The sequence below is a fragment of the Massilia sp. IC2-476 genome, assembly GCF_020707295.1.
Lineage (GTDB): Bacteria > Pseudomonadota > Gammaproteobacteria > Burkholderiales > Burkholderiaceae_D > Telluria.
Genome location: NZ_JAJFER010000008.1, coordinates 267,817 through 281,724 on the forward strand (window position 1 = coordinate 267,817; position 13,908 = coordinate 281,724).

Genomic DNA, 13,908 nt, shown 5'->3' on the forward strand with positions numbered 1-13,908 from the left:
CTACAGCCGCGTCAGCTGCGGGCCGCCCGGCTCGCCCAACCAGGTGGTGGCGAAGCGCTTGCGCGCCGCCGCCAGCGCCGGCGCATCCCCCCGTTTCTGGTAGACCTCGATCAGCCCGCGCAGGGCCCAACCGTTGCTGGGCGTGCGCGCCAGCGAATCGCGGAAGACCTGCTCGGCCGCGTCCAGCTGGCCGGTGCGCAGCAGCGCCGCGCCCAGCGACTGGCGCACCGGGTAGTACCAGTAGGGCGGCTCCATGTAGGGCAGGCCATCCTGCAGTGCGATCGCTTCGCGGTAGGCGGCCATCGCCTCGGGCAGCTTGCCGCGCGCATCGAGCAGGCGTCCACGTGCCACCGCACGCGCCGTCTGCACGATCTCGCGCGCCGGGATGCTCCACTGCGCGATCGGCGTGAAGTCGGCCGTGCGCTCGAGGCGTTCGAGCGCGGCCAGCTCGCGCCCGCCTTCGTCCAGCATGCCCTTGCGCGCAAAGCCGACGGCGCGGGCGTAATGCCACATCGCCTTGACCAGTACGAAGTCGGGCCCGGGGTCGGGCAGGGCCAGCAGGGTTTCCGGCGAGCTGAACTGCACGTGCGAGAAATAGGGCGCCGCCTTGACCGGCTGCAGGCTGGGGAAACCCTTCAGCAGTTCGGGTGGGATTGCCTTGTCCAGCTTGCCTGCCGCTTCGAGCGCGGTGCGCCCGTCGCCGCCCATCAGGGCCGACACCATCACGAAGTGGATGTTGTGCGGGTAATAAGCGCCGCGGTACACCGGGTCGCTCGGCGAGCGGCCGAAGTATTGCTCGTCGACGGCGATCGCGTCGCGGTTCGACTGCAGCGCCTCGCGGTACATGCCGAGCCGGTAATAGATGTGCGAGGGCATGTGGACGACGTGGCCGGCGCCCGGGATCTGCTGGGCCAGCACCTTGGCGGCAGGCAGCGCCCGTTCCGGATGGCTCGAGGCTTCCACCGCATGGATGTAGTAGTGGGCCGCGCCCGGATGGCTGGGATTGCGCTCCAGCACGCGCTCGAGCGCGCCCAGCATGGCCACGGTGCGCGGCCTGGGCTGGGCGCCGCCGGCCTGCCAGTAGTCCCAGGGCGACAGGTCCATCAGCGCTTCCGCGTACAGCACCTGGATGGTGTCGTCGTTGGGGAAGGCGCGCGCGGCCTCGCCCATGGCGTCGGCATAGGCCTGGTCGAGTGGCGCCCGGTCGGCCGGCGGGGTCGCCTGGTAGCGCTGGGCGATGGCGCGGATCAGGGCCTGTTCCGGCGGCGTGGCCGCGGGTGCGAGCGCGATGGCCTTTGCCGCCGCGCTTGCAGCCGGGGCGGCCGCTTCCGGGAACATCGGGGCGTTGATGTTTGGTCCCAGCGCCAGTGCCTCGCCCCAGTGGCACATGGCGCAGTGCGGATCGTGCTGCTGGGCGGCGCGGAAGGCGCGCACGGCTTCGGCGTGGTTGAAGGCAAAGCTCAGGCGCAGGCCCTGGTCGAAATAGGCCTGGGCGCGCGGGCTGGCGGTGGTGACTGGCACGTGCAGGCTGCCGAGGTTGGCGTACAGGGGCGGTGCGGCGTCGGGCGCTGCCGCGCCGGCCTTCGGCGCGCCGCCTTTCGGCGCCGCCACCTGGCCCGGCTTGAAGGGCGCGGTTTCGGCCTGGGCCTGGGCCAGCACGAGCTGGTCCAGCAGGGGCGGGCGGCCGGCGCGCGCCGGCGTGCAGATGGCGCCGGGGGCGAACAGCGGATCGAAGCCTGCCTGTGCAGCCTTGGTCGCGTCCGGCGCAGGGCTGGAAGAAGCGAGGGCGATGGCGGCGGCCCCGGCCGCCCCGGCGCCCATGAGGATGCGTACGGGTTTCATGCTTGTCTCCCCTATGCGTGCTTGCGCTGCCCGCATTGTCATTGGAGGCCGGCGCCAGAGAGAGAGTTCGGGCCACGCACGGCGTTTGGATAGTGCTTTGTGCGGGATCAAGGTCCATGTGCGAAAACGTCCCACCCCCTATCGACGCACATGATATTTCAGTCAAGAAATAGAATTGTTTCTGTTAGGAAAATTGTAAGCAAATGCATCATTCCATAATGTGTCTGTCAAGAATATTTTGCATGTAGAAAAATGTGTAGAAAAAAAACTACGATGCAATTCGCATGATTTGGATCAATATTCATAGGGAAATCCATCTTTAATTCAGGAAAATCCGTGAATTTTCGAATCTTATTTTTGACAACAATTTTGGGAAAAGAATGCCTCCATTGATATAGTTGAGACGCACATTTCTTGCAATAAATGCAGCAGTGCTACAACGGCAGCGCATCGTTACTCAAACCATAAGGCGGAAACAATAATGACTCCAAGCTTCGTGACGCGTTCTTCCCGTGCCCTCACCGGGCTCTCCAAACTAGGGCTGGCCATGGTCGGCGCAATCGCCCTGCTGGGCTCCGCACCGGCAGCGGCAGCCGTCCTGAATTTCGAATCGCAGCTGCCGACGGTGTATGCCGGTGGCGAATTCTTTGACGAAAACGGCTTCCGCCTGTCGGTGATCGACACCCACGGCGACGGCACCGGCCTGGCCGGCGGCATCGTCAACGGCAGCGATCCGACCACCTGCGCGCTGGGCGGCTGCCCGAGCGGCAACAGCACCAACTTCTATATCGGTGTCGTCGACGGCGCTGCCACGATCACCCGTAACTGGGCCGACGCCACCTTCCGCCTGCGCGGCTTCGACTTCAGCTTCATGGCCCCGGTCGGCGGCCTGGCGGCCGGCTCCTACGGCCAGCTGCAACTGACCGGCAACCTCCTGGGCGGCGGCACCATCTTCACCGCCCTCGACTTCCCGAGCGCGGTCGATGCGAGCGGCAACCCGATGTTCGGTTCGGCCATGCTGGCCGCCGACTTCATGAACGCCACCCTGACCAGCCTGAACATCCGCGCCTGTATCAACGACGGCACCAGCTGCATCTTCCCGGACGACAACAGCCCGCTCATCAGCCAGGCCCAGTTCGGCATCGACAACATCGACCTGGCCGAAGTGCCGGAACCCGGCAGCATGGCCCTGATCGGCCTCGGCATGGGCGCGCTCGCGCTGCGCCGCCGCAAGTCGTCCGTTTCCCAACCCGCCACCACCGTCGCTGCCTGAGCCTGGATACCACACCATGAAACTCCGTCCAATTACTTCCGCCGTCCTGCTGTCGCTGTCCCTGCTGGCCGCCAGCGCCGCGCAGGCTGACGGCGAACGCCGTTCCTACATCATCCAGCTGGCCGACAAGCCGGTCGCCACCTACGAGGGTGGCGTCGACGGCCTCGCCGCCACCAAGCCGGCCCCTGGCCAGCGCCTGAACGTGGACGCCGCCAGCGTCCAGGCCTACATCGGCTACCTCGACAGCAAGAAAGCCGACGTGATGAGCACGATCGCCGGCGCCGAGATCACCAACGAATACAAGGTCGTGCTGAACGGCTTCTCGGCCATGCTGACCGACGACGAGGTGCGCGCGCTGAAGAAGAACAGCAATGTCGTGGCCATCACCGCCGACTCGATCCTGCAGCTCGATACCAGCTACACCCCGGGCTTCATCGGCCTGGACGGCCCCGGCGGCCTGTGGTCCAAGCTCGGCGGCCAGGGCGCCGCCGGCGAAGACATGATCATCGGTATCGTCGACAGCGGCATCTGGCCGGAGCACGCCAGCTTCGCCGACCGCGTCGATTCCGCCACCGGCACCCCGAGCCACACCGGCGACCAGCTGGTCTACAGCGCGCCGCCGAGCAGCTGGAAGGGCGCCTGCGACACCGGCGAAGGCTTCTCGGCTGCGAACTGCAACAACAAGCTGATCGGCGCGCGCTACTTCAAGGCCGCCAGCCAGCAACTGCACTGGACCGAGTTCGCTTCGGCCCGCGATTCGGTCGCCGGCGTCGACGGCAAGGGCGGCCACGGCACCCACACCGCCAGCACCGCAGCCGGCAATGCCGGTACGCCGGCCGTTACCAATGGCCTGAGCCTGGGCAAGGTGAGCGGCATGGCGCCGCGCGCCCGTATCGCCGCCTACAAGGTGTGCTGGTCCTCGAACACCGCCAACAGTACCGCTGCCAGCAACGGCTGCGCCACCTCGAACAGCGTGGCCGCGATCGAACAGGCGGTCAAGGACGGCGTCAACGTCATCAACTTCTCGATCGGCCCGAACGCCGGCGGCGGCACCTTCACCGAAGCGACCGAACAGGCCTTCCTGGGCGCGGCCGCGGCCGGCGTCTTCGTCGCCACCTCGGCCGGCAACGGCGGCCCTGGCGCCACCAACGTCACCCCGACCGCCCACCTCAGCCCATGGCTGACCTCGGTCGGCAACGCCACCCACAACCGCCTCTACGTCGGCGACGTCACGCTCGGCGACGGCGTGGTCCTGACCGGCGCTTCCGGCAACGCCAAGAACGCACCGACCCAGCTGATCCGGGCACGCGATGCGGGCATGGAGGGCGTCGATCCGAACAACATCAACCTGAACCGCTGCTTCGGCCCGGCCGACGGCGCCAACACCCCGGTCTACCTGGATCCGGCCAAGGTGGCCGGCAAGATCCTGGTCTGCGACCGCGGCGACAACGTGCTGGTCAACAAGAGCGCCAACGGCAAGACCGCCGGCGCCGTCGGCGTGATCATCGCCAACGCCGAAGGCACGGCCAACACCATCATCAACCAGGCCCACACCATCTCGACCGTGCACCTGGCCCGCGTCGATGGCGACAAGCTGAAGGCCTACATGGCCAGCAACGCGTCGGCCACCGCTTCGATGGGCAACCTGCGTGGCGTGCTCGACCCGACCGTGCAGGCGCCACAGATGAGCGCGACCTCCTCGCGCGGCCCGAACGTCGCCAACGCCAACATCCTGAAGCCGGACGTCTCGGCGCCGGGCAGCGATATCCTGGCCGCCGTCACCGCCGACCTGACCAAGCCCCAGCGCAACGCGGTTGCCGCCGGCGAGGCGTCGCCGGTCAGCGACTTCGCGTTCTACAGTGGCACCTCGATGGCCTCGCCGCACATCGCCGGCATCGCGGCCCTGCTCAAGCAGCGCCACCCGGACTGGACTCCGATGATGATCAAGTCGGCGCTGATGACGACCGCGATGAACGTCTTCGGCGATACCCAGAACGGCGCCCAGGCCTGGGACCCGACCGCCCGCTTCAACGGCAACCTGCCATGGGGCCAGGGCGCCGGCTTCGTGCGTCCGACCAACGCCGACGACCCGGGCCTGGTGTACGACGCCGGCATGACGGACTGGATCCGCTTCATGTGCGGCGCAAGCGCGCTGAATCCGTCTTCGGCCACCTGCACCAACTTCGGTTCGATCCAGCCGTACGACCTGAACCTGGCCTCGCTCACCGCCGCCAACGTGCTGGGCGTGCAGACCCTGAAGCGTACCGTGACCAACGTCGGTGCGACCACCGCGACCTATAACCCGACCGTCAGCCTGAGCGGCTTCAACGTGACGGTGGAACCGTCGTCGCTGACCCTGGCCCCGGGCCAGAAGGCCGACTTCAGCGTCAAGCTGACCCGCACCACTGCGCCGTTCAACACCTGGGTCTATGGCAACCTGACCTGGAACGACAACGCCGGCCACGTGGTCCGCAGCCCGCTGACCGTGCGCGCCGCCTCGATCGCAGCCGTCGGTTCGGTAACGAGCGAAGCGACCTCGGGCAGCAAGTTCATCACCCTCGGCACCGGTTTCGGTGGCGTGATGACGCTGGCCAAGGGCGGCCTGATCCCGGCTACCCAGGACACCAAGACCGTGCTGCAGGCACCCGTGGTCACTTCCACGGTCACCACCGCAGCCTGCGCGGCTGGCGGCGGCACCGGCGTCAATGCCCATGACTTCACGATCGCGTCCGGCACCATGCTGGCCCGTTTCGCCACGTTTGACAGCGAGACCTCGGGCGGTAACAGCGACCTCGACCTGCTCGTGATGCGCAAGGGCAGCAACGGCGCCTACGCGGCAGTGGGCAGCAGCGGCAACGGGACCTCGAACGAGAACGTGCAGTTCGTGAACCCGGTCGCAGGCGACTACCGCGTCTGCGTGATCGGTTACGAGCCGAAGGGCGGCGCCGACACCTACAAGCTGTCCTCGTGGATCGTCACCCCGACCTCCACCGGCGGCAACTTCAAGGCGGTCGCACCGAGCGTCGTGGTGGTTGGCGGCGTCACCCAGGTCGGCCTGTCGTGGTCGGGCCTGGCAGTCGGCAAGCGTCACATGGGCGCCATCGGCTACAAGACTGGCGGTGCGACGGTTGCCACCACGCTGATCGAAGTGGACACCACCGATCCGGTGCCGCCGTTCCTCAACGCCCGCCGCCAGCCGCAAGAGGCACTCTAAGCGGCAAGCTGCGCGGCCGCCCCGGCGGTCGTGCAATGCTGTCAAAGCCGGCCCTGTCGCATACGGGCCGGCTTTTTTATTTCCCGCATGCATAGCCGATTGCGTTTTGCCGTGTGACGCGACACAATGAAGATTCCTGCAATAAATGCAAGAATGCATCATTCAGCAAGGAAGTCGAGAAAACATGCCGCACCCCGCGCCGCTGTACAGGAACCATGTCCTGCTGCTCTCGCAAAGTTTCTTCATCAAGGACAACCGGGCCGAGCTGCTGCTGCACGCCCACAAGTACGACTTCGACATCCTGTTTTTCGACGACGTCTCGCGCTTCGTGGACGCGGTGGCCCACGACGGCGGCGACAACCTGTACGTGATCGACCTGGATGCCCTGCACAACCTGCAGGCCGACATGCCGGACGGGCGCCGTACCCTGCTGCTGGGCGAGCTGCTGCAGCGCCTGCCGGGCGACCACAGCTACATCTACCTGCAGAGCGCGCGCCAGGGCAGCCGTTTCATGTTGCAGCAGCGCCTGGTCGACAGCCACTGCCTGGCCTATGCCGAAAAGCCGATCGCCAACGACGTGCTGGTCGACAAGCTGTTCAAGCTGTTCGTGCAGAAAAAGCGCGGCGATCCGGTGCGCATGGTGGTGCTGGGCGACGCGGTGCTGGACGACGCGGCCCTGCTGGCGCGCGGCGTCGAGGTGCTGCGCCACCAGGATGCCCAGACCCTGCACCTGCGGGTCAAGGAGCTGGAGCCGGACCTGGTGCTGATCACGGACACCGAATACGGCCGCACCGACGCCATCGTCCGCGTGCTGCAGAAGAACATCGAGGCCGACCCGGTGCGCGAGATCGCGCTGCTGCAGTGCCGTCCCGATCCCGCCCTGACCCGGCGCGCCCTGGCGGACGGCTTCGACATGGTGCTGGCCAACTGCGAGGCCGACCTCCTGGCAGCCCAACTGGTCGGCCGCGCCGACAAGATCCGCATCAACAAGGACCTGATCGGCAAGGACCGCGCCACGGGCCTGCTCAACAAGGTGGGGTTGCAGAAGAAGGCGCAGGGCCTGATCCGGCGCGCGGCCCAGGAAGGCCGGCCGCTGGCCCTGGGCGTGATCGACATCGACAAGTTCAAGACCATCAACGACACCTGGGGCCACCACTTCGGCGACATCGTGATCAAGCGGCTTTCCCTGAGCCTGTCGACGCAGCTGGGCGAGCACGACCTGCTCAGCCGTTTCGGCGGCGAGGAATTCGTCATGGTGTTCTGGGACTGCACCCGGGAGGAGGGCAGGCGCCGGCTCGACGCGCTGCGCCAGGCTTTCGGTGCGATCCCGTTCGAGGTGGGGCCGGGCGAACTGCGCCAGTTTTCCTTCAGCGGCGGCGTGGCCGCCTATCCCGAATACCGCAGCGAGAACGAACTGTTCCTGCGCGCCGACGCGATGCTGTACGTCGCCAAGCAGGGCGGACGCAACCGCATTTGCGCCGAGGAAACGGCGCTGGCGCTGGCGTAAAAAAAGCGCCAGCCGCGGCTGGCGCCAGCTTATGACAACACGGCTCAGTGCAGCTTGGCCTGCTGGGCGTGCAGCTGTTCGCGCAGTTGCTGGGCGTTCGAGTGGGTGTAGTCCTTGTTGAACTCCGCCTTGATCGCCTGCTGCACCTCCTTGTGCAGTTCCGGGCGCAGTGCGCCCAGGAATTCCGGCGAAGCCGACACGATCAGCTGCTGGAAGCGGCCTTCCTGCTGGGCTTTCAGCAGATACGCCGCGATATCCTTGGCAAACATTTCCGTCGCACGTTCCTGCGGCGTCTGGTTCGGCTCCCACTGCTTGTTCGGCGCCCCGGCCTGGGCATTGTGGGACAGGCTGGCGCCTTGCCCCATGCCGATGTTGTGGCCGCTGCCCGATGCCGAGGTCGGTCCCAGGCGGTCGGTCTCGCTCTCCGACGTGCGCAGCTGGACGGCGGAATTGACCATGTCTTCGATTTCCTGCAGTGGTTCGGTCGGATCGGACTCCGAGAAGAACCTCGCGCGGCCTGCGTTGGCCGAAAGAATCCAGGTTGTTGGCATGCTACCCCCTGTCAGTAGTGAGTTGTTAGGCGTGTCATGGCGATCGACATGCCGCCAAGCATGTCGATCAGGCTATGAATCCAGTATATCGCCGCTTCCGGAACCCCGGCGCACCGACGCCGCCAGCCGTGCGCGGCGGAATCTTGTGGCGCGCCGCCGGTCCAAGGGGGGACCCCCTGCCGGGTCATTCCAAGGAGACCATCATGAGCGAACCCAGCACTTCAACACCGTCGCCGCGCCAGCCACCCGACGTCCCGATGCCCGCCGCATCGCCACCCGACTACGCCGCCATCAAGCAGCGCCAGCAGGCCACCTGGGCCAGCGGCGACTTCGCCATCATCGGCGTCACGCTGCAGATCGTCGGCGAGTCGCTTGCCGAAGCCGCCGACATCCGCGCCAACGAGCGGGTGATCGACATCGCCGCCGGCAACGGCAACGCCACGCTGGCCGCGGCGCGCCGCTTCGCGCGCGTGACCTCGACCGACTACGTGCCGGCCCTGCTCGAGAAGGGCCGCGCGCGCGCCGCCGCCGAAGGCCTGGACATCGCGTTCCGCGAAGCCGATGCCGAGGCCCTGCCGTTCCATGACGCCAGCTTCGACGTCGCGCTGTCCACCTTCGGGGTGATGTTCACGCCCGACCATGCGCGCTGCGCCGCCGAGATGATGCGCGTCGTGCGCGGGGGCGGGCGCATCGGCGTCGCCAGCTGGACCCCGTCCGGCTTCATCGGCCAGATGTTCAAGACCGTGGGCCGCTACGTACCGCCGCCTGCGGGCCTGGTGTCGCCCGCAATGTGGGGCACCGAGGACTACCTGCGCCAACTGTTCGGCGCGCAGGCCGCCAGCATCCGCGCCCAGCCGCGCATCTTCCACTTCCGCTACGCCTCGCCGGCGCACATGATCCAGGTGTTCCGCGACTACTACGGACCGGTGTTCAAGGCCTTCGGCGCGCTCGACCCGGCGGGCCAGCAGGCGCTGGAACAGGACCTGACTGCGCTGCTCGAGCGTTCCAACATTGCGGGTGACAATTCGCTGGTGGTGCCGGCCGAATACCTCGAAGCCGTCATCATCAAGCGCACCCCCGACGTCCTCCATTAATCCGACCACAGCGGCCGCGCGCGTCACGGTTGGTGGCGCGCGTGCCCGGCAGTACAATCGGAAGCATTCATTCGAGAAAGCTTCCCATGCGACCTGCCGCCGTTTGCTCCGCCCTCGTTTCCTCCCTCCTGCTGGCCGCTCCGGCCGGCGCCCAGACCATCGTGAAGATTGGCACAGCCTCGCCGCTGTCCGGCCCCGGCGCCCACCAGGGCAAGGACATCGAGGACGGCGCCCGCATGGCGATCGACGAGCTGAACGCGAAGGGCATCGCGATCGGCGGCAAGAAGATCAAGTGGGTGCTGCAGGCCGAGGACGACGCCAGCGACCCCAAGACCGGCACCATGGTGGCCCAGAAGCTGGTCGACGCCCGCGTGGCGGCCGTGGTCGGCCATTTGAATTCCGGGCCGACGGTGCCGGCATCGAAGATCTATGCCAGCGCCGGCATCCCGCAAATCTCCCCGGCCGCCACCACGCCGGTGTACACGGCGCAGGGCTACAAGACTGCGTTCCGGGTGGTCGCCAGCGACGCCCTGATCGGGCGCAACCTGGCGCGCCATGCGCTCGGCGCCCTTGGGGCGAAGCGGATCGCCGTGATCGACGACCGCACCGCCTTCGGCCAGGGCCTGGCCGACCAGTTCGCGCGTGAAGTGCGCGCCAGGGGCGCCACCATCGTCAGCCGCCAGTTCACCCACGACAAGGCCACCGATTTCAGCGCCATCCTGACCCAGATCCGCGGCCACAAGCCGGACGTCGTGTTCTACGGCGGCATGGACGCGGTGGCCGGCCCCATGCTCAAGCAGATGAAGACCCTGGGCCTGCAGGCCAGGTTCGTGGCCGGCGACGGCGTCTGTTCCGAAAAGCTGCCGCTGCTGGCCGGCGACGCGCTGGGCGACGACAAGGTCTTCTGCGCCGTGGCGGGCGGCGTCACCGGCCCCCAGGAGGCAGCCTTCAACGCATTCGGCGAGCGTTTCCGCCAGCGCTACGGCCACCCGGTCGAGACCTATGCGCCTTATGCCTACGATGCGGTGATGGTGTTCGCGGCGGCGATGCAGAAGGCCGGTTCCAGCGAGCCGGCGCGCTTCCTGCCGGCGCTGGCAAGCGTGAAGCACGAAGGCGTCACCGGCAGCATCGCGTTTGATCCGAAGGGCGACCTGCGTAACGCCGCGATGACGCTCTACACCTACCGCCAGGGCAAGAAGGTGAAGCTGCAGGTGGTGCGCGGAACCTAGCGATAAGCCCTGTATTGACGGGCGGCGTGAAACAAACTGCATACAAAAATGCGCTTGGCATGGCTCAGTCTGTTGGATTAGGATCGTCCGGTTCCATATCAACAACACGGAGAGAGAGTCATGAAGCGTAGCTTGTGCAGCACCCTGATCGCAGGCCTGTTTGCAGTCGCATCCCAGGCCGGTGCGCACGAGGGCGCCCCCGCCAATACCGCCGCCCCGTCGGCGGCCGTCGCCGGCGCGGTGTCGGGCATCGAGGTCGCCGCGATGGACCGCGAGGTGCGCGCGCAGGACGACTTCTTCCGCTACACCCAGGGCAAATGGCTGAAGGAGGTCGAGATCCCGTCCGACCGTTCCAGCTGGGGCGCCTTCAACATCGCCCAGGACAAGGTCGAGCAGCAGATCGCCGCCATCGTCGCCGAAGCCGCCGGTAGCCGTGATGCCAAGGCCGGCACCGAAGCCCAGAAGATCGGCGACCTCTACACCAGCTACATCGACCAGGCACGCCGCGACCAGCTCGGCCTGGCGCCGCTCAAGGCCGAACTGGCGCGTATCCAGGCGCTGAAGGACAAGCGCGGCCTGGCGACCCTGATGGGACGCCTCGATCGCATCGGCGTGGACGGCCCGGTCGGCATGTACGTCGGCCAGGACAACAAGGATTCGACCCGCTACGTAGTCAGCATTTCGCAGTCGGGCCTCGGGATGCCGGACCGCGACTACTACCTGAACGACAGCGATGCGCGCCTGAAGGACACCCGCGCCAAGTACCAGGCCCACGTCGAGAAGATGCTGGCACTGGCCGGCCACCAGGATGCCGCCGCCAAGGCGCAGGACATCGTGGCGCTGGAAACGGGGATCGCCCGCATCCAGTGGACCAAGGTCGAGAACCGCGATCCGGTCAAGCGCTACAACAAGAAGACCCTGGCCGAGCTGCGCGCCCTGGCGCCGGGCTTCGACTGGAACAGCTACCTGAAGGGCACGGGCGCCGGCAAGGTGGGCTCGGTGATCGTCAGCCAGCCGTCCTACCTGGATGGCCTGGACAAACTGATTGCCTCGACCCCGGTCGACACCTGGAAGTCCTACTTCGAGTTCCGCATGCTGAGCTCCTACGCTCCCTACCTGTCGCAGGCCTTCGTGGACGAGAGCTTCGCCTTCCGCGGCGCGGTGCTGTCGGGCCAGAAGGAAAACCGTCCACTGGAGAAGCGCGCGATCGCGGAAGTGAACCGCACCCTGAGCGAAGTGGTGGGCAAGGCCTACGTCAGCCGCCACTTCCCGGCCGAGCGCAAGCAGCAGGTGCTGGACATGGCGAAGAATTTCATTACCGCCTTCGGTGAAGGCATCGACCAGCTCGAGTGGATGTCGCCCGAGACCAGGAAGCAGGCGCACGCCAAGCTCGCCAAGATCAACGTCAAGATCGGCTACCCGGACAAGTGGCGCGACTACTCGAAGCTGAAGATCGTGCGCGGCGACCTGGTCGGCAACATGATGCGTGCGCGCGAGTTCGGCCACGACTACATGGTGAACCGCCTCGGCAAGCCGGTCGACCGCAGCGTGTGGAGCATGTCGCCGCAGACCGTCAACGCCTACTACAGCCCGACCCTGAACGAAGTCGTGTTCCCGGCAGCGCGCCTGCAGTATCCGCTGTACGACGCCGACGCCGAACCGGCGGTCAACTACGGTTCGGTCGGCATCTCGATCGGCCACGAGATCAGCCACGCGTTCGACGACAAGGGTTCGCAATACGACGGCGACGGCAACCTGCGCAACTGGTGGACCGAGGAAGACGCGAAGCAGTTCGCCGCACGGGGCAAGGTGCTGGTCGACCAGTACGCCGGCTACAGCCCGCTGCCGGGCTACCACCTGAACGGCGAACTGACCCTGGGCGAGAACATCGCCGACAACGCCGGCGCCATCATGGCCAGCCGCGCCTACAAGATCTACCTGAAGGGCAAGCCGGGTCCGGTGATCGATGGCTTCACCGCCGAACAGCGCCTGTTCATGGGCCTGTCTCAGGCGCGCAAGGGCAAGGCGCGCGACGCCGCGCTGATCTCGCAGGTCAAGACCGACCCGCACTCGCCGGCGGAATTCCGCGTCAACGGCAGCCTGCGCAACCACCCGGGCTTCTACGACGCCTTTGGCGTCAAGCCGGGCGACAAGATGTACCTGGACCCGAAGGATCGCGTGATCTTCTGGTAAGGCCAGCCTGGTCTGTCCACGCGAACGCCACCGCAAGGTGGCGTTTTCTTTGTCCGCTCAATGCGGCGCCGGAGCGGACGCCCCTGCGGCGAGCGGAAAACATTGGAAAGCCTCGACCGCGACATGCACATCGAGAAATTCGCGGAAGGCCGTGATCTGGCTGTCGGCGACCGTGAAGATGTGCACCCAGTCGCTTTCGAATTCGCGGCCGGTGTCGCGCGCGGTCCAGGCGCCGTGGCCGAGGACCACCACCTTGTCGCCCTGGGCGATGAATTCGCGCGGCGTGAATTCGCGCGTTTCCTGTAGTTCGCTGTTCATCCGGAAGTACTCGGCCACCTGCTCGCGGCCCTGACGCCTGCCGGTGAAGCAGAGCTGGGGCACGGCCGGGATCTCCCAGTTGATCGTCGGCGCCATGCACCCCAGCACATGCTCGAGATCGTGGTTGGCAAACGCCGTATAGGCCTGGCGCACCAGGTCGACATTCTGCTGCTCGCTCATCGCCGTCTCCTGCAGGGAAAGGATGGGCTTTCAGTATCGTTCAGAATCGCGATTGTGCAAGGGCGCTCAGCCTTGCGCAGCCTCGATCAGCTCGACCCGGTTGCCGAAGGGATCTTCGATGCCCGCGCGGCGCCGTCCATAGACCTGGGCTTCCTCGCGTACCTCCACGCCGCGTTCGCGCAGCAGGGCGCAATAGGCGTCGAAATCCTCGACAAAGAAGGCCGGATGCGCCTTCTTGGCCGGCACAAAGTTGGCCTGGCCGCCGATGTGCAGTTGCGAGGCGCCGGCGCTGAACCACACGCCGCCATTGGCGTTCAGCGGCGCCGGCTTCGGCACCTCGGCCAGGCCCAGCACGCCGCCGTAGAAGGCACGCGCTTCATCGTCGGCGCCCGGAGGAGTGGCGACCTGGACGTGATCGATACCGGCAATATGGGGCATGGGCTTCTCCGCGATGGTGTAGAGAAGGCATTATCGCATCCCATGCGTGTGCCGCTTTCAATAAAAAAC

10 protein-coding genes are annotated in these 13,908 nt (G+C 66.6%); 6 read left to right on the forward strand and 4 right to left on the reverse strand.

From position 1 onward, the window contains the following. Window positions 1-1,842: a hypothetical protein gene (locus LK539_RS20425; RefSeq protein WP_227802898.1), complete on the reverse strand. Its 1,842-nt coding sequence runs from the start codon at window positions 1,840-1,842 to the stop codon at window positions 1-3. A 481-nt stretch (window positions 1,843-2,323) separates the two neighbouring features. Here LK539_RS20425 and LK539_RS20430 point away from each other — a divergent pair, with 481 nt between their 5' ends. From LK539_RS20430 to LK539_RS20440, 3 genes are all read left to right on the forward strand, one after another. Further along, window positions 2,324-3,115, forward strand: a complete 792-nt coding sequence (locus LK539_RS20430) for an NF038120 family PEP-CTERM protein (RefSeq protein WP_227802899.1) — start codon at window positions 2,324-2,326, stop codon at window positions 3,113-3,115. Between the two features lie 16 nt (window positions 3,116-3,131). Then, window positions 3,132-6,329: a S8 family serine peptidase gene (locus LK539_RS20435; RefSeq protein WP_227802900.1), complete on the forward strand. Its 3,198-nt coding sequence runs from the start codon at window positions 3,132-3,134 to the stop codon at window positions 6,327-6,329. Between the two features lie 184 nt (window positions 6,330-6,513). Beyond that, window positions 6,514-7,836 (forward strand): diguanylate cyclase, encoded by a 1,323-nt coding sequence (locus LK539_RS20440; RefSeq protein ID WP_227802901.1) that lies wholly within the window; start codon window positions 6,514-6,516, stop codon window positions 7,834-7,836. Window positions 7,837-7,880: 44 nt separating this feature from the next. On the opposite strand, the gene LK539_RS20445 is transcribed toward LK539_RS20440, so the two are convergent. After that, window positions 7,881-8,387 carry a host attachment protein gene (locus LK539_RS20445; RefSeq protein WP_227802902.1) on the reverse strand — a complete coding sequence of 169 codons (507 nt, stop codon included), beginning with the start codon at window positions 8,385-8,387 and terminating at the stop codon, window positions 7,881-7,883. Window positions 8,388-8,590: 203 nt separating this feature from the next. Between LK539_RS20445 and LK539_RS20450 the strand changes: the two genes are divergently transcribed. The 3 genes from LK539_RS20450 to LK539_RS20460 all read left to right on the forward strand — a co-directional run bounded on the left by LK539_RS20450 (window position 8,591) and on the right by LK539_RS20460 (window position 12,903). Then, the gene (locus tag LK539_RS20450; protein ID WP_373889581.1) at window positions 8,591-9,481 is read left to right on the forward strand and encodes a class I SAM-dependent methyltransferase; all 891 of its coding nucleotides are present in this window, start codon (window positions 8,591-8,593) and stop codon (window positions 9,479-9,481) included. A gap of 86 nt (window positions 9,482-9,567) precedes the next feature. After that, a complete protein-coding gene (locus LK539_RS20455) occupies window positions 9,568-10,710 on the forward strand; it encodes a branched-chain amino acid ABC transporter substrate-binding protein (protein ID WP_227802903.1) in 1,143 nt (380 codons plus the stop codon). A gap of 120 nt (window positions 10,711-10,830) precedes the next feature. Then, a complete protein-coding gene (locus LK539_RS20460; RefSeq protein WP_227802904.1) occupies window positions 10,831-12,903 on the forward strand; it encodes a M13 family metallopeptidase in 2,073 nt (690 codons plus the stop codon). Between the two features lie 57 nt (window positions 12,904-12,960). Here LK539_RS20460 and LK539_RS20465 read toward each other — a convergent pair whose 3' ends face one another. Together LK539_RS20465 and LK539_RS20470 are read right to left on the reverse strand one after the other, a co-directional pair. Continuing rightward, complete coding sequence (locus LK539_RS20465; RefSeq protein ID WP_227802905.1) at window positions 12,961-13,401, reverse strand: nuclear transport factor 2 family protein; 441 nt, start codon at window positions 13,399-13,401, stop codon at window positions 12,961-12,963. Window positions 13,402-13,467: 66 nt separating this feature from the next. Beyond that, entirely contained in the window at window positions 13,468-13,839 is a 372-nt protein-coding gene (locus tag LK539_RS20470) for a VOC family protein (RefSeq protein ID WP_227802906.1), read from the reverse strand. Between the last annotated feature and the right edge of the window lie 69 nt (window positions 13,840-13,908).